This is a genomic window from Heyndrickxia vini, from assembly GCF_016772275.1.
GTDB lineage: Bacteria > Bacillota > Bacilli > Bacillales > Bacillaceae_C > Heyndrickxia > Heyndrickxia vini.
The window spans coordinates 1,717,802-1,738,051 of sequence record NZ_CP065425.1 but is presented as its reverse complement, the minus strand read 5'-3'; the positions used below and the strand labels follow the sequence as shown (position 1 = coordinate 1,738,051).

18 protein-coding genes and 1 other annotated feature are annotated in these 20,250 nt (G+C 36.6%); of the genes, 5 read left to right on the top strand and 13 right to left on the bottom strand.

Going from position 1 to position 20,250, the window contains the following annotated elements; all coding sequences use genetic code 11:
• Window positions 1-14: 14 nt before the first annotated feature.
• On the bottom strand, window positions 15-977 hold the full coding sequence (locus I5776_RS08625; RefSeq protein ID WP_202780212.1) for an MBL fold metallo-hydrolase: 963 nt from the start codon (window positions 975-977) through the stop codon (window positions 15-17).
• Window positions 978-1,146: 169 nt separating this feature from the next.
• Window positions 1,147-1,361 (top strand) — a binding site (T-box leader).
• Between the two features lie 47 nt (window positions 1,362-1,408).
• Here I5776_RS08625 and proC point away from each other — a divergent pair.
• A complete protein-coding gene (proC, locus tag I5776_RS08620; protein WP_202780211.1) occupies window positions 1,409-2,227 on the top strand; it encodes a pyrroline-5-carboxylate reductase in 819 nt (272 codons plus the stop codon).
• Between the two features lie 78 nt (window positions 2,228-2,305).
• On the top strand, window positions 2,306-3,325 hold the full coding sequence (namA, locus tag I5776_RS08615; RefSeq protein WP_202780210.1) for an NADPH dehydrogenase NamA: 1,020 nt from the start codon (window positions 2,306-2,308) through the stop codon (window positions 3,323-3,325).
• A 36-nt stretch (window positions 3,326-3,361) separates the two neighbouring features.
• Here the strand turns inward: namA and rnz are convergent, their stop codons facing one another.
• Window positions 3,362-4,279: a ribonuclease Z gene (gene rnz / locus I5776_RS08610; protein WP_202780209.1), complete on the bottom strand. Its 918-nt coding sequence runs from the start codon at window positions 4,277-4,279 to the stop codon at window positions 3,362-3,364.
• 226 nt (window positions 4,280-4,505) lie between these two features.
• On the opposite strand from rnz, the gene zwf reads away from it, so the two are divergent.
• Window positions 4,506-6,005 carry a glucose-6-phosphate dehydrogenase gene (gene zwf, locus I5776_RS08605; RefSeq protein WP_202780208.1) on the top strand — a complete coding sequence of 500 codons (1,500 nt, stop codon included), beginning with the start codon at window positions 4,506-4,508 and terminating at the stop codon, window positions 6,003-6,005.
• Window positions 6,006-6,122: 117 nt separating this feature from the next.
• The gene (locus tag I5776_RS08600; RefSeq protein ID WP_202780207.1) at window positions 6,123-6,581 is read left to right on the top strand and encodes a YueI family protein; all 459 of its coding nucleotides are present in this window, start codon (window positions 6,123-6,125) and stop codon (window positions 6,579-6,581) included.
• Between the two features lie 3 nt (window positions 6,582-6,584).
• On the opposite strand, the gene I5776_RS08595 is transcribed toward I5776_RS08600, so the two are convergent.
• From I5776_RS08595 to mce, 5 genes are all read right to left on the bottom strand, one after another.
• Window positions 6,585-7,781 carry a DNA polymerase IV gene (locus tag I5776_RS08595; protein WP_202780206.1) on the bottom strand — a complete coding sequence of 399 codons (1,197 nt, stop codon included), beginning with the start codon at window positions 7,779-7,781 and terminating at the stop codon, window positions 6,585-6,587.
• Between the two features lie 85 nt (window positions 7,782-7,866).
• On the bottom strand, window positions 7,867-8,340 hold the full coding sequence (locus I5776_RS08590) for a chemotaxis protein CheW (protein ID WP_425490364.1): 474 nt from the start codon (window positions 8,338-8,340) through the stop codon (window positions 7,867-7,869).
• A gap of 66 nt (window positions 8,341-8,406) precedes the next feature.
• A complete protein-coding gene (locus I5776_RS08585) occupies window positions 8,407-9,528 on the bottom strand; it encodes a tripeptidase T (protein WP_202780205.1) in 1,122 nt (373 codons plus the stop codon).
• 70 nt (window positions 9,529-9,598) lie between these two features.
• Window positions 9,599-11,149, bottom strand: a complete 1,551-nt coding sequence (locus I5776_RS08580; RefSeq protein ID WP_202780204.1) for an acyl-CoA carboxylase subunit beta — start codon at window positions 11,147-11,149, stop codon at window positions 9,599-9,601.
• A gap of 39 nt (window positions 11,150-11,188) precedes the next feature.
• Window positions 11,189-11,593, bottom strand: a complete 405-nt coding sequence (gene mce / locus I5776_RS08575; protein ID WP_202780203.1) for a methylmalonyl-CoA epimerase — start codon at window positions 11,591-11,593, stop codon at window positions 11,189-11,191.
• Between the two features lie 163 nt (window positions 11,594-11,756).
• Between mce and prli42 the strand changes: the two genes are divergently transcribed.
• Window positions 11,757-11,849 carry a stressosome-associated protein Prli42 gene (gene prli42 / locus I5776_RS08570; protein WP_343066447.1) on the top strand — a complete coding sequence of 31 codons (93 nt, stop codon included), beginning with the start codon at window positions 11,757-11,759 and terminating at the stop codon, window positions 11,847-11,849.
• A gap of 58 nt (window positions 11,850-11,907) precedes the next feature.
• Here the strand turns inward: prli42 and I5776_RS08565 are convergent.
• The 6 genes from I5776_RS08565 to I5776_RS08540 all read right to left on the bottom strand — a co-directional run bounded on the left by I5776_RS08565 (window position 11,908) and on the right by I5776_RS08540 (window position 20,225).
• Window positions 11,908-13,238, bottom strand: a protein-coding gene (locus I5776_RS08565; protein ID WP_246483954.1) for an IS3 family transposase whose coding sequence is annotated in 2 segments (ribosomal slippage) — window positions 11,908-12,866 and window positions 12,866-13,238 — 1,332 coding nt in all. Because the reading frame shifts where the segments join, the coding sequence is not laid out codon by codon here.
• Window positions 13,239-13,322: 84 nt separating this feature from the next.
• Window positions 13,323-14,321, bottom strand: coding sequence for an aromatic acid exporter family protein (locus I5776_RS08560; protein WP_202780202.1), 999 nt, complete (start codon window positions 14,319-14,321; stop codon window positions 13,323-13,325).
• Window positions 14,322-14,404: 83 nt separating this feature from the next.
• Window positions 14,405-14,842: a BrxA/BrxB family bacilliredoxin gene (locus tag I5776_RS08555; protein WP_202780201.1), complete on the bottom strand. Its 438-nt coding sequence runs from the start codon at window positions 14,840-14,842 to the stop codon at window positions 14,405-14,407.
• 241 nt (window positions 14,843-15,083) lie between these two features.
• Window positions 15,084-16,193: a methylmalonyl Co-A mutase-associated GTPase MeaB gene (meaB, locus tag I5776_RS08550; RefSeq protein WP_202780200.1), complete on the bottom strand. Its 1,110-nt coding sequence runs from the start codon at window positions 16,191-16,193 to the stop codon at window positions 15,084-15,086.
• The gene (scpA, locus tag I5776_RS08545; RefSeq protein WP_202780199.1) at window positions 16,194-18,365 is read right to left on the bottom strand and encodes a methylmalonyl-CoA mutase; all 2,172 of its coding nucleotides are present in this window, start codon (window positions 18,363-18,365) and stop codon (window positions 16,194-16,196) included.
• Window positions 18,366-20,225 carry a methylmalonyl-CoA mutase family protein gene (locus tag I5776_RS08540; RefSeq protein ID WP_202780198.1) on the bottom strand — a complete coding sequence of 620 codons (1,860 nt, stop codon included), beginning with the start codon at window positions 20,223-20,225 and terminating at the stop codon, window positions 18,366-18,368.
• Window positions 20,226-20,250: the final 25 nt, after the last annotated feature.

Below are 20,250 nucleotides of genomic sequence, written 5' to 3'. Positions count from 1 at the left end.
ATCGTTCACTCCTATTACATACTAAAATAAGCGATACCTTCTTCATTCACCACTTTCTTGATTGCATCTTTTGAGAGCAAAAAGTCTAATTGAGCAGTTGTTTCCGATAAAGTCAGTCCTAATTCTTTTTGATAGACGGCCGGGAAGAGCCTTTGACAGATTTCAAATGTCGTTAAAGATTTCTCTTTGATCATTTCTCTTACTTGCATCGCACGGTCATGCTGTCTTTGCAGCCTGCGTTCAACTAGAGCGTGGACATCTTTTACTTCTGCTCCATGTCCGGTAAAAGCTATGGAAATATCATAATTAAAAAGCTTCTTTAAGGAAGCATTGTATTGCAATTGAGGTTTTGGACGTTCGCTCTCTGTTGATAATGGCGGTTCCAATAATGGATTCGAAGAGATTTTTGCAAGTATATGGTCACCGGCAATCATCGTGCCATCCTTTTCACGATAAAAAGATAAATGACTTTGCGCGTGTCCAAGTGTTTCAAGTATGTTCCAATCTTCAAACCCTGGGATACGATCCCCTTCATTTATTATATCAGTTAACGAACGACTAGCAGAAAACCTTAATGGGGATTTCCATTTTTTTAATAGCTGAGCAAATTCACCATGTACACCAAATTCATGAAATAGGGTTAAATAAAATTGATCGTGTGCACTAAAGAACTCTTCATCAAAAGTAAGATACGGTTTGCAATATTGATGTCCGAAAATCTTAATCTCATTAGGAAGCCATTCAAGCAGACCAACATGATCAGGATGATGATGGGTCAAAATCACTTGCTCAATATCATTCGGTGTATACCCTAATTGTGATAATTGATATGTAAAAGATTCCCATGCTTCGTTTGTTTTTACCCCTGCATCGATTAGTGTTAATACATCCCCTTTAATAATATACACATTGACGTCGCCTACAGCAAAGGGCGTAGGCAGTGAGATTTTTGCTATATTACCAATCCAAGATACCATTCTCTGCATCCCCTTATTTTATATTTCTATAATATTCTAAATGATTAATACATATATTGTACCTATAAGAATCAAAAATGTCATTATATTAATATAAAAATACAGAAAATTATAAAAATGTACTTGACAGACAAGCTATTTCTTTTGCATAATCTATATAATTTAAAAAATAATCGCAATGACCAAGGCTATTAAATAAAAAATGGTGAAAGAGAGTGAAGTTCATCGGCTGAAAGACTTCACCATCCGCTTTTTTATTGAACCTACCTTGAGAGCTTATTGGCAAACCAATACGTCTCCGGCGTTAACGGTATGAGATAAATGTAAAGATCCTTTTTTACATTTAATAAAGGTGGTACCGCGAAAAACCCTTTCGTCCTTTTCGGATGAGAGGGTTTTTAATTTTAGATCAAAATTTTGGAGGGATATAGATGAAAATCTCATTTATCGGTGCTGGATCTATGGCAGAAGCAATTATTAGCGGCATGACTCAAAAGAAATTGATCGATCATAAAAATATTTATGTAACAAATCGTTCAGACGATATAAAGCTATCTACATTAAAGGAAAAATATAAAATACAAACAACATATAATATGAAAAATCTTTTAGAGCAAACAGACATTGTCTTCCTTGCTGTTAAACCGAAGGATGCTAAAGATGCACTACTTGCTATTCACCCGTATCTTGATTCAAAGACATTGGTCATTTCGGTTTTGGCAGGCATATCAATCACTTATATTGAATCTATACTAAATGGACCGATAATCCGTGCTATGCCAAACACATCTGCCGCAATCGGAAAGTCTGCAACAGCCATTGCTTTCAATGATAAAGTATCAGCTGAACAGCTAAATATCACCATAAATTTATTATCATCCATTGGTAAGACTACAATTGTTGAGGAAGAAAAACTTGATGCAATAACAGGATTGTCAGGTAGTGGGCCAGCTTATATATACTATATCGCAGAAGCAATGGAGCAATCAGCTCAAGAAATAGGTTTAGAACATACAGAAGCAAAAAAACTAATTATCCAAACATTATTAGGTGCAGCGGAAATGTTAGAGTTATCGGGAAAATCACCTGCCGATTTACGGAAATCGGTAACAAGTCCGGGAGGGACAACAGAAGCGGGAATTCGTGTTTTGGATAACAGTAATGTAAAAGAAGCATTTATTCATTGCATAAAGGAAGCGACAACACAATCAAAGAGACTCGCACAAATAAACAGTAAAAATCAGCTATAATTTTGCAAGCAAGTTTCTTTCCTTAACCAACTCACATTGCTATAATTTGTATTCAAGAAAGATTAAGGAGGGATTAAGTTGACTGTAAAATTATTTGAACCATATACAATAAAAAATGTTACGTTAAAAAATAGAATTGTCATGTCACCGATGTGTATGTATTCTTGCGAAAATGAAGATGGCATCGTTAATGACTGGCACCGGACACATTATACAAGTCGTGCAGTCGGCCAAGTAGGATTAATTATTCTTGAAGCGACAGCTGTAACACCACAAGGAAGAATAAGTCCTCAGGATTTAGGAATTTGGAGCGATGAACATATTGAAGGCTTGGCAGATTTAGTTCGAATGATCAAATCTCATGGATCTGTTGCTGGTATTCAAATTGCCCATGCAGGAAGAAAAGCTGAACTTGAGGGTGAAATTGTAGCTCCTTCAGCCATTGCTTTCAATGAAAAAAGTAAGACACCGAAAGAAATGAGTAAAGAAGAGATCAAAGAAACAGTGGAAGCATTTAAACAAGGAGTTCTGCGAGCAAAAAAAGCTGGCTTCGAGGTTATCGAACTTCATGGAGCACATGGCTATTTAATTAATGAATTCTTATCCCCACTTTCTAATCAAAGAACAGATGAGTACGGCGGTTCTGCGGAAAATCGCTACCGTTTCTTAAAAGAAATCATAAAAGAAGTGAGATCAATATGGGATGGCCCGTTAATGGTGCGTGTTTCGGCAAATGACTATCATCCGGAAGGTCTTGCTCCAGAAGATTATGTTCAATTTGGTAAATGGATGAAAGATCAAGGAGTCGATTTAATTGATGTAAGCTCAGGAGCTGTTGTACCGGCAAGAATCTCCGTATTCCCTAGCTACCAAGTTCCATTTGCCCAAAAAATTAAAGAGGAAGCAGCTATTGATACGGGAGCAGTTGGTCTAATTACTTCACCACTACAAGCAGAGGAAATTCTGCAAAATGAACGTGCTGATTTAGTTTTATTAGCTCGCGAACTATTACGAGATCCATACTGGCCGCGCCGTGCTGCGAAAGAGCTTGGTGCCAAGATTGAAAGTCCAATACAGTATGAACGTGGATGGAATTAAAAAATAAGCCTAAACGGCTTATTTTTTTATTAACTGCTATTTAATATTCATTTCCATAAAATCATGTGCAATCACACTATTAGGAAATATTTCTTTTGCTTCCTTCACTAGCTGCGGCCAGTCATCTTTTCCATATCTTGAACTAATATGTGTTAAACATAAAGTTCCTACATTGGCTTGAGAAGCAATAGCTGCCGCTTGTTTTGCAGTAGAATGATAGTAATCAAATGCGAGTTCTTCATTCTCAGCTGAAAAAGTAGCCTCATGAACAAGAATATCCGCATTTTGAGCTAATTTACGCGAATTCTCACAGAGTCTTGTATCACCTAGGATCGTAACAATTTTACCCTTTTGGTCAGGGCCTACATAATCTTTTCCATTAATGATCCGTCCGTCTTCTAATTGGACGGCCTCACCGTTTTTTAGTTTTGCATAAATTGGGCCTGGCATAATCCCATCGTTTCGAAGCTTATCGGCATCCAACGTACCCTTCCGATCTTTTTCGGTAATGCGGTAACCAAAACTTTTAACTCCATGTTCTAAAACAGAAGCCTCTACAACGAATTGATCATCTTCAAAAACAATTCCCTCGTTGATTTCTTCAATGACAAGCGGGTATTGCAAATGTGTTTCACTCACCTTAAGTGATACTTCGATAAATTCTTTTATCCCCTTTGGGCCATATACAATTAGTTCAGAATGACCAGCTTGAAAAGAACGGCTGCCAAGCAGTCCCGGTAAACCGTATATATGGTCACCATGTAAATGAGTGATAAATATTTTTTCGATTTTCCGCGGCTTAAGTGATGTATGTAAAATCTGATGTTGTGTGGCTTCTCCACAATCAAACAACCATATCGTTTTTCTTTCCTCCAACATTTTCAATGCAATTGAAGTTACATTTCGTAACTTTGCAGGTATTCCAGCACCTGTTCCTAAAAATAAAAGATCCAAAGAGGAACCCTCCCATATATTACTATCTGCTTATTTTACCATAAATTTTTGAAAATAGCCTTTAGTACGTTAATTGCATATCATTTGCCATTTCAACTATAAATAGAGTAAATTTAATATTTGGATGTGTTATACACATATGAAAAAAATTTTTTTCATTATTAAGTATTAACGATAATAATTGGTATCCTATAAATAGCAAGAAAAAAGGAGAGAATGAACAACAATGAATTCAAATGAATCCTCAACTTCATTAATCATGATATTTGGTGCAACTGGCGATTTAGCGAAAAGAAAACTCTACCCTTCTCTTTACCATCTCTACAAAAAAGGAAAATTAGCAACACATTTTGCAGTGATCGGAACGGCTAGACGACCATGGTCACACGAAGAATTTCGAGAAAATATTAAAGACTCGATTCATTCATTCGTTGGAGCAGATGAACAAATTGATGATTTCAGCTCCCATTTCTATTATCAGCCACATGATGTCACTGACTCAGACTCATACATACAATTAAAGAATTTAGCGGAAGAATTGGATACAAAGTACTCTTTACAAGGAAACCGAATCTTCTATCTTGCGATGGCACCGGAATTTTTTGGGACGATTGCTGATCATTTAAAAGCGGATGGATTAACCAATACAACTGGATTTAAACGTCTTGTTATTGAAAAGCCTTTCGGTCACGATTTAGAATCTGCTGAACAGTTAAATACTCAAATTCGTCAATCTTTTCCTGAAGAAGAAATTTACCGTATCGATCACTACTTAGGAAAAGCGATGGTACAAAATATTGAGGTTATTCGATTTGCGAATGCATTTTTTGAACCTCTTTGGAATAATCGCTACATTTCAAATATCCAAATTACCTCAAGTGAAAAACTAGGAGTCGAAGAACGCGCAAGATATTATGAAACCAGCGGCGCTCTAAGAGATATGGTGCAAAATCATATGTTGCAAATGCTGGCATTATTAGCAATGGAACCTCCGATTCGCTTAACAACCGATGAAATTCGAAGTGAAAAAGTCAAAGTATTTCGTGCTTTGCGAGCAATAGAAGGAAACGAAGTGGATAAGTATTTTGTTCGCGGACAATATGGTTCTGGTACGATTGACAGTAATGAAGTTGTCGGTTATCGCGATGAATTGAATGTTAATCCGGATTCACAAACTGAAACATTTGTAGCAGGTAAATTAATGATTGATAATTTTAGATGGGCTGGTGTACCCTTCTATATTCGAACAGGAAAGCGGATGACAACCAAATCTACCAAAATTGTCATCCAATTTAAAGATATTCCGATGAATCTTTATAATAATGATGAGCAGCTGAAGCCAAATTTACTTGTCATTCATATTCAACCCGACGAAGGAATTACATTGCATCTTAATGCGAAAAAATCGGGACAAAACATGCAGACGAATCCTGTTAAATTGAATTTTTCAAATGAAGGTTCCAATGGAATTAATACACCCGAAGCATATGAAAAATTACTTTACGACTGCTTAAATGGCGATGCAACAAACTTTACCCATTGGGACGAAGTAGCATTATCTTGGAAATTTGTCGACAAAATTTCAGAAGTGTGGGAGCAAACGAGTTCTGAGATTCCAAAATATGCTTCTGGAACGATGGGACCAAATGAAGCAGAAACACTTGTCCAAAACGATGGCTTCTTCTGGTGGAATCTTGACGATCTCGATGTAGAAAATTGCGACTAAAAATATATATTCATATTACACCCATGTTATTTCATGGGTTTCTTTTTTTATGGAACATATTTCATACTCATGCTTACTTTGTAATAAGGTATATTTTTTTTAGAGGAGGTTAAAAAGATGCCACAACAACCAAATTTGGAGGATTATTTACAAAAAGGAATGTATGGCGAAAAACAATTAAAACCGGATGAAAAAAGAAAATATCTTGGAACGTTTCGAGAACGTGTCGTAATCGCTTTAGAAAAAAGTCAAGTAATGGAAAGTCAAATATATTCTGAAGTAGAGGATTTAATGAAAAAGAATCCAAAGGCAAAGGTCTTATTAAATGGCGATTTAACTTACACTTTTTTAACAAAATATATTCAATTGGCAAAAAAACATAATCACCCATATTCCATTGTTACAAATAAAGATTCCAATACCCCAATTGGTTTAGTACTAGCACTTGATTATGCGATTAATAAGGAAAATATCTATATAACAAAAGAAACTGAAAAAACTCATCAAGAAAAAGAGACAATAAAAAAAGAAGGGCTTTGGTCCTCCTTAAAAGGGGTGTTTATTAAAAAAAAGTAATTCTTAATTCTTATTTTTATTCACCCCTTTTTGCACAGCCTTTTCGCCGTATTTCTCACGTATTTTGTCAATCGCTTGATACAATGGTTCTTTCATAGCTACTTTTTCATACGAAAATAAGTTTAATTGTTCAACGGCATCTTGTTGTTCTACTAAATCTTGTCCAGTTACTCCTAGTAATCGAACAGGGTTTCCATTCCAATGTTTAAGGAACAACATCTTCGCGGCGCTATATATATCTTTCTGCTGAACAATCGGATTGTTTAGCTTTCGGCTCCTCGTTATAGTGCTGCGATTTTTATATTTAATCGTAATCGAAACATTATTTGTTAAGTAGCCCTTCTTTTTCATACGCTCAGCCGTTTCCGAAGATAGACGACCTAATACCTTTAATAATTCTTGTTGATTGGTTGAATCCTTTGGTAAAGTTGTAGAACTTCCTACACTTTTATAATCATTCGCGGCATTTGGATCAACTACTCGTAAATCAATACCATTCGCCTTTTCTTTTAATTTCACCCCTCTGATCCCTAGTAATTTTTCAAGCTGCAAAACATTTGTATTAGCTAGATCTTTAATTGTTTGTATCCCTGCATCAACTAGTTTGTCCGCAGTCTTTTTGCCAATGCCATGCATTTCGATTAAGGGAAGCGGCCAAATTTTTTCGGGGATGTCACGTTTTCTCAAAATGGTAATTCCCATTGGTTTTTTCATATCTGAGGCCATTTTAGCCAAAAATTTATTCGGTGCTATACCGATACTGCAGGGCAAATCTAATTCATTCACCAATTGTCGCTGGATCATTATAGCTATTTCATAAGGGGTTCCTAAATCATAACTTTCTGTAATATCAATATACCCTTCATCAATAGATACCGGTTCAACAAGCTCAGAATATTGACGCAAAATGTGAAACATGGCTTCAGATGCTTCTCTGTATCTGATAAAATTAGGTCTCAATATAATTAATTGCGGGCATCGTTTTTTTGCTTCCCAAACAGTCATCGTTGTTTTTACACCAAATTTACGTGCTTCATAACTGCATGTAACAACAATTCCTTTTCTCTCCTCTGGATTTCCAGCTACAGCAATCGGCTTCCCCTTTAGTGAAGCATCGTAGGCCATTTCAACAGAGGCAAAAAAGCTATTCATATCAACATGTAAAATGACACGTCCGTTTTTTGGATAATATTGTTTCACCTAAATCATTTCCTTTTTTAAAGAAGGTAGCTTTTTCCATTCATATTAAATTGGAACAAGCAAAAATGCATGTTTGCACATGCATTTAGTTGACTTGCTGTTGTTGCATATATTCGAGTATATCCTTAATACCTTCTAGTGAATGTACTAAAAGATTAGGGTCAATCATCGTAATTAGACGAGATTCTAAATTTGCTACACTACTCATATATTTCGTTTTTTGATAAGCGACCAATCCGATTTGTGTTAATGCGTCATTTGGAATATCTAGTATTTCTTTTGCTTCTTTTACTAATAAGCCGATAGATAATTCTTCCGTATTTAATACAATTAATCGTGATTGTTCATTATGTTGCAGGAGATGACCGTATAATACATGTTCGAAATCGATAACCGGAATCAGTTCTCCTCTTGACTTCACTATTCCCCTAACAAATGCGGGTAGATTCGGAATCGGTGTAATATTTTCGAATTTTTCTATTGAAATGACATAGTCAACAGATATACCGTATTCTTCGTTACCAATTTGAAAGATAATTGCTTTTTCATTTACAACCACACCCATATCCTCCACTGTCAATTTAGAAACTAGACCATTTTACATGGTCTAGCTTCCTCTTATTAATTATGCATTTGCAACTTCTTGAACAATGGCAACCACCATTTCTGTCAATTTAACAAGTTCCTCAACAGGCATACGTTCGTTTGTCGTATGAATTTCTTCGTAACCAACTGCTAAATTGACGGTAGGAATACCAAAGCCAGCGATCACGTTCGCATCACTGCCTCCACCACTTTGCTCAAGCTTGCAGTCTCTGCCTATTTTAGCTGCAGCTTTTTTCGCGATTTCAACGACTTGGTCGCCATCAGCGAATTTAAATCCTGGATACATAACCTGAACTTCTACATCTGCCTTACCGCCCATTTCAACAGCGGCTTGTTCGAATGCTTCTTTCATTTTGGCAACTTGTTTCTCCATTTTATCAGGGACCAACGAACGAGCTTCGGCCAATATATCCACACGATCACAAACAATATTCGTTGCTTGGCCACCTTCGAATCTTCCGATATTTGCGGTCGTTTCTTCATCAATTCGACCAAGCGGCATTCTAGAAACTGCTTTTGCAGCGATAGAAATAGCTGAAACACCTTTTTCCGGTGCCACGCCTGCATGAGCTGTTTTCCCATGAATAATTGCTTTTACTTTTGCCTGTGTTGGTGCAGCAACAACGATATTTCCCACTTTCCCATCGCTATCTAAAGCAAAACCATATTTAGCTTTCAACAATGACGGATCTAACACTTTTGCCCCAACAAGACCAGACTCTTCTCCGACTGTTATAATGAACTGGATTGTACCGTGTTCAATGTTTTCCTCTTTTAATACACGTAACGCTTCGAACATGGCAGCAAGTCCTGCTTTGTCATCCGCACCAAGAATTGTCGTTCCATCAGTAACGACATACCCATCTTTAATAGACGGTTTAACACCGTTTCCCGGAACTACCGTATCCATATGCGAAGTAAAGTAAATTGTATCGGCACCTTGCTTTGTTCCTTGTAATGTACAAATTAAATTTCCTGCACCGTGACCTGTTTGGGACATTGTATCATCTTCAAACACTTCTACGCCTAAATCTTCAAATTTTTTCTTTAAAACTTTAGAAATATTTCCTTCATTTTTTGTTTCTGAATCAATTTGAACTAATTCTAAAAACTCATTAAGTAAACGTTCTTGATTAGCCATCTATAAAGACCTCCAATAAAAAATATGTACGCTTCCCTATAAGTATATCCCTATTTTTTAATACGGACAATTATAGTGGAATATTTCCGTGTTTTTTGTTAGGTCTTTCCTCTTTTTTATGACGCATCATATCTAATGCTTGAATTAATTTAATTCTTGTTTCCCTTGGATCAATGACATCGTCTACCATTCCTCTTGAGGCAGCAACATATGGATTTGCAAATTTTTCTCGATATTCGTCAATTTTTTGTTTTCTCGTTTCTTCCGGATTTGGACTATTTTGAATTTCCTTAGCAAAAATAATATTTGCCGCACCTTCAGGTCCCATTACGGCAATCTCCGCATTAGGCCATGCGTATACTAAATCAGCACCAATCGATTTACTATTTAAGGCGACATACGCTCCACCAAAAGCTTTTCTAAGAATAACGGTTATTTTCGGAACGGTTGCTTCAGAATATGCATATAAGATTTTTGCACCATGACGAATAATTCCACCATGCTCTTGTTTAATTCCAGGAAAAAAGCCGGTTACATCCTCAAAAGTAATAATTGGTATATTAAAGGAATCACAGAATCGGATAAAGCGGGCTGCTTTATCTGATGAATCAATATCTAGCCCACCAGCCATAAACTTCGGTTGATTACAAACAAGTCCAACTGATTCCCCATTTAACCGAGCAAATCCAACGACAATATTTTTCGCAAATTCTTTTTGGACTTCAAAAAATGATCCTTCATCGACCACTTGATCAATAACCTTTCTAATATCATAAGGTCGGATTGCATCAAATGGAATGATATCTGTTAAATGTGGTCGATAATGATCCGATTCATCAACTTCTAGTTTAGGTGCTTTTTCTTCATTATTCTGTGGCAAATAAGTTAAAAGTGTACGTACCATTTCTAATGTTTCTTCTTCATTGTTACCACGAAAATGAGCATTTCCACTGATTGTATTATGAACTTTTGAGCCGCCTAAATCTTCTGAAGAGATCTTTTCACCAGTCACAGTCTCAATCACTTTTGGACCGGTAATAAACATTTGACTTGATTCATCAACCATAAAGACAAAATCTGTAATAGCTGGAGAATAGACGGCCCCACCGGCACAAGGTCCCATAATAACGGATATTTGTGGAATGACACCGGAGTATATCGCATTTCGATAAAAAACATGTCCGTACCCATCCAATGATACGACACCTTCCTGGATTCTTGCTCCGCCGGAATCATTTAGGCCAATAAATGGTGCACCGTTTTTTGCTGCTAAATCCATTACATTTGCAATTTTCTCTGCATGCATCTCGCCAAGTGCACCGCCAAATACAGTAAAGTCTTGTGAAAATAAATAAATAGGTCGACCATTTACTTTTGCGTATCCAGTGACCACACCATCACCAGGCCCTTTAACCTCATCTAAACCAAAATCATGACTGCGATGCTCAATAAATGGCTGCAATTCCACAAAAGAACCCGGATCAACCAATAGATCAATTCTTTCTCGTGCTGTTAATTTACCTTTTTGATGCTGTTTATCAATTTTTTCATCTCCGCCACCGAGCTCAATTTCTCGTTTCCTGTCATATAATTCATTAATTTTTTCATATATATCTGTCACTTTGATCTCTCCTTGATGTAAAGTAATCAAATCAAATAACTACTTCTGGTTCTTCTCACATAGTTCATATAAAACACCATGTCCTGATTTCGGATGAAGAAATGCGACTTGAGCACCGCCAGCCCCTTGTTTTGGGGTGTCTTGTATCATTTTCACACCTTTGTCTTTAAGCTCTCTTATCCGCGTTTGAATATCGTCTACAGTAAATGCGACATGATGGATCCCTTGTCCACGTTTATCTAAAAACTTTGCAATCGTACTTGATTCATCAATTGGCTCCAGTAATTCTAATTTCACATTTCCTGCATCAATAAAGGCAACGCGAATACTTTCTGATGGAACCTCTTCAATATGTAAACAACGAAATGGAAGCGTTTCCGTAAAAAACGGCAATACTTCATTAATTGAATGAACGGCAATCCCTATGTGGTCAACCTTTTTCATTTCTTAATCCCTCCCCAAGTTGTACCATTATATACTTATACATAAAGTGTCGAAAATCCTGCAATAATTAATAAAAATGCCTTATTTAATTAGGTATAATGGTTGTCTTCTCGTCTATAAATTAATAGAATAGTAATAAGGGTTACAAGGAGTGAAGATGATTATGTCAAAAAAGGCACAAAAGATTGTTGTTTATTTGATGTTATTTGCAATGCTTGCTTCAACCGTACTTGCTGGACTAGCATGGTTATTATAAAAAAACGTCCCTAGTTAATGTAAAGTGTACCCTTTGTAAAGGACATTTTAAAAAAGACCTAGGCAGTTTTAAGAAGATGATCTCTGTATTGAACAGGGGTCATCTTTTTTAAATTCCATTGATATCTATAGTGATTGTAATAAATCATGTATTGTTTTATTTCTTTTCTTATTTCATCAAAAGTTGTACATGCTTTAATAGAGGCTTCATCTTTAAGATGGCCAAAGAAAGATTCTTGAGGAGCGTTGTCCCAACAGTTTCCTCTTCTTGACATAGATTGGCGTAGACCTAGTTTCTTTACTGCTTTTTGAAATACCGGATGAGTATAATGTACTCCTTGGTCTGAGTGAATTAGGGCATCTTTCGATTTCTTAAAGTTTCTGTTCTTCTCTAGCTTTTTAAGGGTGTCTGTGGCTAAATCAATAGTCATCCGTTCCGACATATGATGGGCTAATAATTCACCCGTTGATCCATCCTTTATGGTTGATAAATAAGCTCTTTTGCCATTACCGTAAAATAAATAAGTAATATCAGTTAGAAGAACTTTGAATGGGATACCTTGCTTAAATTCCCGGTTTAAAAGGTTTGGCACCACTCTATGTTCTTTGGTAGCCTTCATCATTCGTCTATACGGATTTGCCTTTCTGATGGGGCAAAGAATACCGTATTTCTTCATAATTCGTCTAATACGTTTCAAATTGTAGACAACATTAAATTGACCCGCCAAGGTCATTTTGATTTGACGTGCCCCTTTCTTACGGCCTTTAAAATTAAAGGCTTTTAAAATTATCTCCTTTACAACCTCATCCTTTTCATCTTTTTGTTTTCTTTGTTCTTGTGACCTTATCGAGAAGTAATTATAGTACCCACTTCTTGAAACTCCAGCGATTTCACATAGATATTTCACCATATGTTTTAAATGGTATTTTTCAATCACCGCATGAATGAGGACATACTTTTGGCTAGGGGGAAGTTCTATTTCCTCATCCCCCTTTCTGCAAATCGTATCTTTTTTAATAGTTCATTTTCCGCCTTCAGTAAGTTAATTTGTGCTTCTAAGCGAGCATTTTTCTCCTCTAGGGTAAGTTCACTTTTCAGTAACCGCCCTGAGTTTTCTGCCCTAGTGTCGCGCAAACCAATAATCCCATTCTCCTTGTAGGCTTTCTGCCATCTTTTACTCGCCGACTTAACTCTATTCGTCCCCAAAATTTCTACATCAAAACCGCATTGTTCAAATATTTCTCTAGCAAATTTTCCTTTCTCTTTTCCTTCAATAAAAATATGCTTAAATTCATCTGTATAAGTGATCCCCTTTGAACTTACAGATTTAACGTATTTATTGGTTTTTAGCTGCTTGATCTCTTTCTCCGTGAAAGTCTTTTTACTCATAATTTCCCCGTCTCCAAGTTAATTCTCTAGTTGTATTTATTAATTATACAAAAAAGCACCCTATAGGTAGACTTTTTTATGTGTCTACTCTATAGGGTACATTTTAATGTTAGCTAGGGACTTTTTTTGTTCATTTTTATCCACTTTAAAATTGCTTTTAATCATTAAGTATTGCTCTATTTCTCGCATAAATTGAAATAGAGTGGCTCTTGCTTCAAATTCTTCTCTCGTATTTGGCAAATCCATTTGTCGAATCTGTTTTTGCATAGAGTAAAGCTTTTTTAATCTCTCCAAAGCTGTATTTTTCGGTTTAATATTTTCCTTTAAATCCTCCACAAAATCCGCCATCATCATTCTTTGTTCTACCATCGATGAAATTGATGTGATAATAGGAAGCGTCCTCTCGATAATCTCAAATTGCTTTTCTCGCATTTTAAAATAGGAATAATAAAAGGATTCGTTAGTAGTAAAACGATTTTCCACATCACGGAAAGCAAGAATTTTTGCCTTTTCTATAATTTCAGCGGTTTCTGTTATTTCTTTTCCATCCCATGTATTTTTATTTGTCCGCAAATATTGAATAATTTCTTCAAAGATTAATCGGAAATTCCCTTCGATTTTCTCCTGATATATTAATAATTGACGGTCAAGACTTGGCATGTATAAATTCATCGCTAACGCAACACCAATTCCGATAAGGATAATCGCAAATTCATTGATAAAAAGATGTGTATCAATTAATGGGGCTGCAAGAAAATGTAAGATAATGACACTACTTGATACAACCCCTTCATTTATTTTAAACATTACCGTGACAGGAATAAATATAAGCAATACCAGACCAATTACAAATGGATGCTGCCCAAGTATGGTGAAGAATAAAGTTGATAAAAGCATCGCGATTACACATGCAGAAAATCTGCTCCATGCCGCTTTTACCGATTTTTTCTTCGTGCTTTGGATGCAAAGGATGGCTAATATTCCAGCAGAAAAATAATTTTGCAAGTGTAAAACTTGTGCAATATAGATGGCGACTGGTGTAGCGATAGCAGTTTTCATGGTACGATATCCGATTTTAAACATTCATTTGACTCCCGCTATTTACTCTTTTGTATATATTTAGATTGTCACAAAAAAATCCGGTTATGAACCGGATTTTTTGCCAATTAAATTTCTTCACAATATTGATCAAAATATTCTTGGAGCTTATTAACAACTGACATTGGGTCATGGCCTTCGATTTCATGGCGTTCAACCATTGTCAACAGCTTGCCATCTTTTAATAAAGCAAATGATGGTGAGGAAGGCGGGTAGCCTTCAAAATAACTTCTTGCTTTTGCTGTTGCTTCCTTATCTTGCCCCGCAAATACCGTTACTAATTGATCTGGTCGCTTGTCGTGATGAATAGCATGTGCGGCTGCAGGACGCGCAATTCCACCGGCACAGCCGCATACAGAATTCACAAGCACTAATGTAGTCCCTTTATTCGCCAATGCCTCGTCTACTTCTTCTACTGTTTTGAGTTCTTTATAACCAGATGCAGCCGCCTCTTCTCGAGCTTGTCGTACTACATCATTCATGAATAAATTAAAATCCATACTCATATTATCGCTTCCCTCCATACAATATCTACCTTCCCATAATAGCAGGTTTTCTTTTAATTATACAAATAATCAAATCCCGCAGTAGGAAAATAGTTAAATTGATAGCAACTTTATAAAAAATAAGTTTACGTATTTCGAAAACGGGTATATTAATAATACATCTAGATCCATACCCCTAAACTCCCTAGATGTTTTTGGATAGCGAGTATCGCTGTCCTTTTTTAATATAGGTGATTTACATTTATTTCTTCAAATAATTGTCAAATAAGGTGTCAACAGCAAGTGAAACGGTAGTATCTCCGTTAATGACCGCATTTTGGAAATAAGGGAGTAATTTTTTTATTTCCGGGTGCTGATAAAACGCATAATGGAGTCGCTCGGTTATTTGTGAGGACATCCATTCCTTCGCTTGTCCTTTTCTTCTTTCTATAAAAACACCACTATGTTCCGTAATCTCTTTAAATTTCGTTATGACAGCCCAAATTTCTTCAATTCCATCTCCATTAATAGATGAAGATGTATATGCCTTTGTTTCCCAACCTTTTGTTGGGGGCATTAAAAAATGTAAAATCTGATTATATTCCCGACGTGTTTTTTCCGCTAATGGCTTATTATCGCCATCGGCTTTGTTCACCACAATTACGTCAGCTAACTCCATAATCCCTTTTTTCATCCCTTGTAACTGGTCACCAGCACCTGTAATTGTAAGGAGCATAAAAAAGTCAACCATCCCTCTAACAATGACTTCACTTTGACCTACTCCAACTGTTTCAACAATAATAATATCATAGCCCGCGGCTTCACATGCTAAAATGGTTTCCCTCGTTTTCCGATGAACCCCACCTAACGTTCCTGATGATGGCGATGGCCTAATAAACGCATTTTCATTCCGGACGAGCTTCTCCATCCTCGTTTTATCCCCTAAAATACTTCCACCACTAATAGTAGAACTTGGATCAATCGCAAGTACCGCCACACGATGCCCTTGCTCAGATAATAGTAAACCAAATTGTTCAATAAAGGTACTCTTTCCTGCTCCAGGTACACCTGTAATTCCGATACGAATTGATTTACCTGTATGGGGAAGCAATTTCCCCAGCATTTGTTGTGCTAGAGTAAAATGATGCGGTGCATTACTTTCAATTAGTGTAATTGCTTTTGCGAGCATCATTCGATCCCCATTAAGAACCTTGTTTACTAAAACCTCTACTGAAGTCTCATCAATTTTACGCTTTTGAAATGACTTTTTTGACGACTTTTGAACTCCATCATGTGTGGAAGGTATACCTGGTATATAAGATGATGTATCATTCTTTGAATCGGACCATTCTGGACGCCTCGAATCCATCATTTAATCATTCACTTCCTCATAGCCTAAACGATGATATATTTCTTCAATCACCTTACCTGCAGCTATTGGAATAACAGTCCCGGGACCGAAGATAGCAGCTGCACCGTTTTCTTTTAAAAATTCATAATCTTGGGCTGGTATTACGCCTCCAATCACGACTACAATATCACCTCTGCCGATTTTCTCCAGTTCAGAAATTAGCTGTGGCAATAATGTTTTATGTCCAGCAGCTAAAGAGCTCACTCCAATGACATGGACATCATTCTCTGCAGCTTGTTTAGCCGTTTCATCTGGTGTTTGGAATAAAGGACCGATATCAACATCAAAGCCTAAATCTGCAAATGCAGTAGCAATAATTTTTGCCCCGCGATCATGACCATCCTGTCCCATCTTCGCAATTAATATCCGCGGTCTTCTTCCCTCGTTTTCCATAAATTGTTCTGCCATCTCTTGTATTTCTTTTATTTCTTCATCATTTGAAAAATGAGAGCTGTATACACCACTCACAGAGCGAATAACTGCTTTATGTCTTCCGGAAACTGCTTCGATTGCATCTGATATCTCACCTAATGATGCCCTTGCACGAGCAGCACAAACAGCAAGTTCTAATAGATTGCCCTTCCCTGTTCTTGCTGCAGTTGTAATCTCCTGAAGCCTACTTTGAACTTCTTCCTCATTACGAGAAGCTTTAAGCTTTTGCAAACGTTCAATTTGCTTCTTTCTAACAACGGTATTATCAATATTTAATATATCTAATGGTTCTTCCTTCTCTAGACGATAACGATTCACACCTATTATCGTTTCTGTTCCCGAATCAATATGTGCTTGTCTTCGAGCGGAAGCTTCCTCAATTCTCATCTTTGGTAAGCCTGTTTCAATCGCTTTTGTCATTCCTCCTAAACTTTCAATCTCTTCAATATGTTCCCATGCTTTCTTCATTAATTCATTAGTAAGAGATTCAACATAATAGGACCCTCCCCAAGGATCAATTACATTTGTAATTCCAGTCTCCTCCTGTAAGTATAGCTGAGTATTTCGAGCAATCCTTGCCGAGAAATCAGTAGGTAGAGCTATCGCTTCATCGAGGGCATTTGTATGTAATGACTGCGTGTGCCCCATCGCAGCTGCGTGTGCCTCAATAAGTGTTCTTGTTACATTATTAAATGGATCTTGTTCGGTTAAACTCCATCCAGAAGTTTGTGAATGCGTTCGCAATGCAAGTGATTTTGGGTTTTGCGGGTTAAATGGCTTCATCAACTGTGCCCACACCTTTCGTGCAGCACGCATTTTTGCCACTTCCATAAAATAATTCATCCCTATTGCCCAGAAAAATGATAGTCTTGGAGCAAAAGCATCGATATTTATCCCCGCTTTAAGTCCTGTACGCACATACTCCAGACCATCTGCCAATGTATAAGCAAGTTCGAGATCAGCTGGAGCACCTGCTTCTTGCATATGATAACCTGAGATTGAAATACTGTTAAATTTTGGCATCTTTTTGGATGTATATTCAAATATATCAGCAATAATTTTCATTGACATTTCCGGTGGGTAAATATACGTATTACGAACCATGTATTCTTTTAAAATATCATTTTGAATCGTTCCCGATAATTTTTCCGGTGGAACTCCTTGCTCCTCTGCAGTAACGATATAGAATGCTAGAATTGGTAATACTGCTCCATTCATTGTCATGGAAACGGACATTTGATCTAAAGGAATTCCTTCAAATAATATTTTCATGTCTAAAATTGAATCAATCGCCACTCCCGCTTTCCCAACATCACCGACGACACGTGGATGATCTGAATCATATCCTCGATGTGTAGCCAAATCAAAAGCAACTGATAGCCCTTTTTGTCCCATCGCTAAATTTCTCCGATAGAACGCATTACTTTCCTCAGCTGTTGAAAACCCGGCATATTGCCTAACTGTCCATGGGCGATTAACATACATCGTTGGGTAAGGACCTCTTGTATAAGGCTCTAGTCCTGGCTTATCATCCAGATGTTCAAGCAACTCGATATCCTTTTTTGTATAAAGTGGTTTAACCATAATTTTCTCATTTGTTTCAAACAAATTTGATTGGCACTCATCATTTTTACTTACTTGTTCAAGATTTGTGCTGTCTTCACAAGGTTGGATCATTTGAAAATTCGGTTTATTTTTCATTTATTTCACCTCCCACAACGATAATAATGATGTTAGCTTTTCAATTGCATTTTGGTTTATATATATTGAATCAGATATTCCGCTTGCTTTCATGTTTGGCCATTTTTCATCCGAAATCTTACCAGCAATATGTAGTACAAAGTGTGAAGTATTTCTTTGAAACCATTCAATAATTTTCTCATCTACCCCTTCATAGGATTCATCATTTCCGCAAAGGCAATAATAAGAAAAATTCGTTTCTTCAACAAACTTTATTATATCCTCTAATTTTGAACACTCAGGACTCCATACCGATTTTATTCCCCCTGTGGCTAAAAATCCTGTTACGAAATCCGCTCTTGCTTTATGGTGTTTTAATTTATCTAAGCAAATTAAGCCTGCTACCGGAGCTCGACCTGTTTCCTCCAATTCTTTTGCATAATCTCTAAGATTTTCGAAAGCTTCTGCCAATCTTACTGAAGGTAATAATTTATTCGAACTTATATTAACTGATTGACGTTTATTCTCACCCGGCACTTCTTCTGCTAGGTTTGCATATACATTCGTTCCAATAAGCGATTGCTTTCTTGTAGCAATATCTATTATTCTCTTATCATAGATATTCTTAATTTCTTGTTGAATCCACCCAGTTTTAAGTACTTCAACGATACCTCCCTTTCGATCAATCAATTGGAAAAGCTCCCAAGATTTCTTCGCTAATTCATTCGTTAATGTTTCAATATAGTAAGACCCACCGACCGGATCATTTACTTTATTTAAATGTGCTTCTTCCCTGAGAAGCAACTGAATATTCCTAGAGATTCTTGCTGAAAATTCATTTGTTTCCTCATAAATTTCATCAAAAGCGGACACATGTAATAAATTGACTCCTCCCAATATTGCCGAAAATGCTTCATTCCCTGCACGAAGTAAATTTACATAAGAATCTAATTTCGACTTTGTCATCATGGAGGTTTCAGCACTTATCGGTACGGCTTGCTCGTCCAATGTAATCTCATATGCATTCCCTATCGTCGACCAAAGTTTTCGAAAGGCTCGTAACTTAGCAATTTCCATAAAGAAATTACCGCCAATTGAAAAATGAAATAGTAGTTTTCTTGCTGCCTTTCCTGGTTCCCAATTTTCTTCCCTTAACCGCTCGATATAATAAACAGCTTCGGATAGTGCAATCGCGATTTCCTGAACTGCATTCGCTCCCCTATTATGATAAGGCGTAGTGTCAATAAAAACCGTTTTCAGGGCATTAAATTCTTGATCTGCTAGTTTAACATGCTGCAACCAAGTATTCATTTCATTATCTAATGAATTCAGAATATCCCCATTTTCCATTCCATTTGAAATAATATCCGATCCAAATCCCCCTTTTATTTGTTCTTTATTTGGAATTTCCCTTAATTTTGATAATATCCCCTTAAAATGAGCTTTTGTTTGAAGAAAGATGGGAGTTTGGGATAAATCAAGTTCTTCTATATCCATTAGGTTCACTTGATCAAAGTCATCTAGCTTATCTATATCTATAGATAATACTTCCTGACCTCGTTTTAATACATCTGTCAAAAGGGGATGCAATTCTGCCCATTTTCTTTTTGTAAGCTTTTGAGCGATTTTCCACTTATTTGCACTGTTTCCGAACTTGTCAAATCCCCTTGTATTTAACCCAGAATGAGGGTATTGCTCGATTGATAAATGCTCGATATCTTCCTTTGTATACAAAGGTTTAAGCATAATATTTTCGTATGTGCTTCTGGATAGCGAATCTATATTTCTATTTTTTAATGTTTGATTTGCTGCGTCCTCCCAGTCCATAACCGAATAGACTTGAAACGTTTGATTTTTTAATTCCTTTACATTTTCACCCATGACTTTTCCCCCTATCGACCGTGTA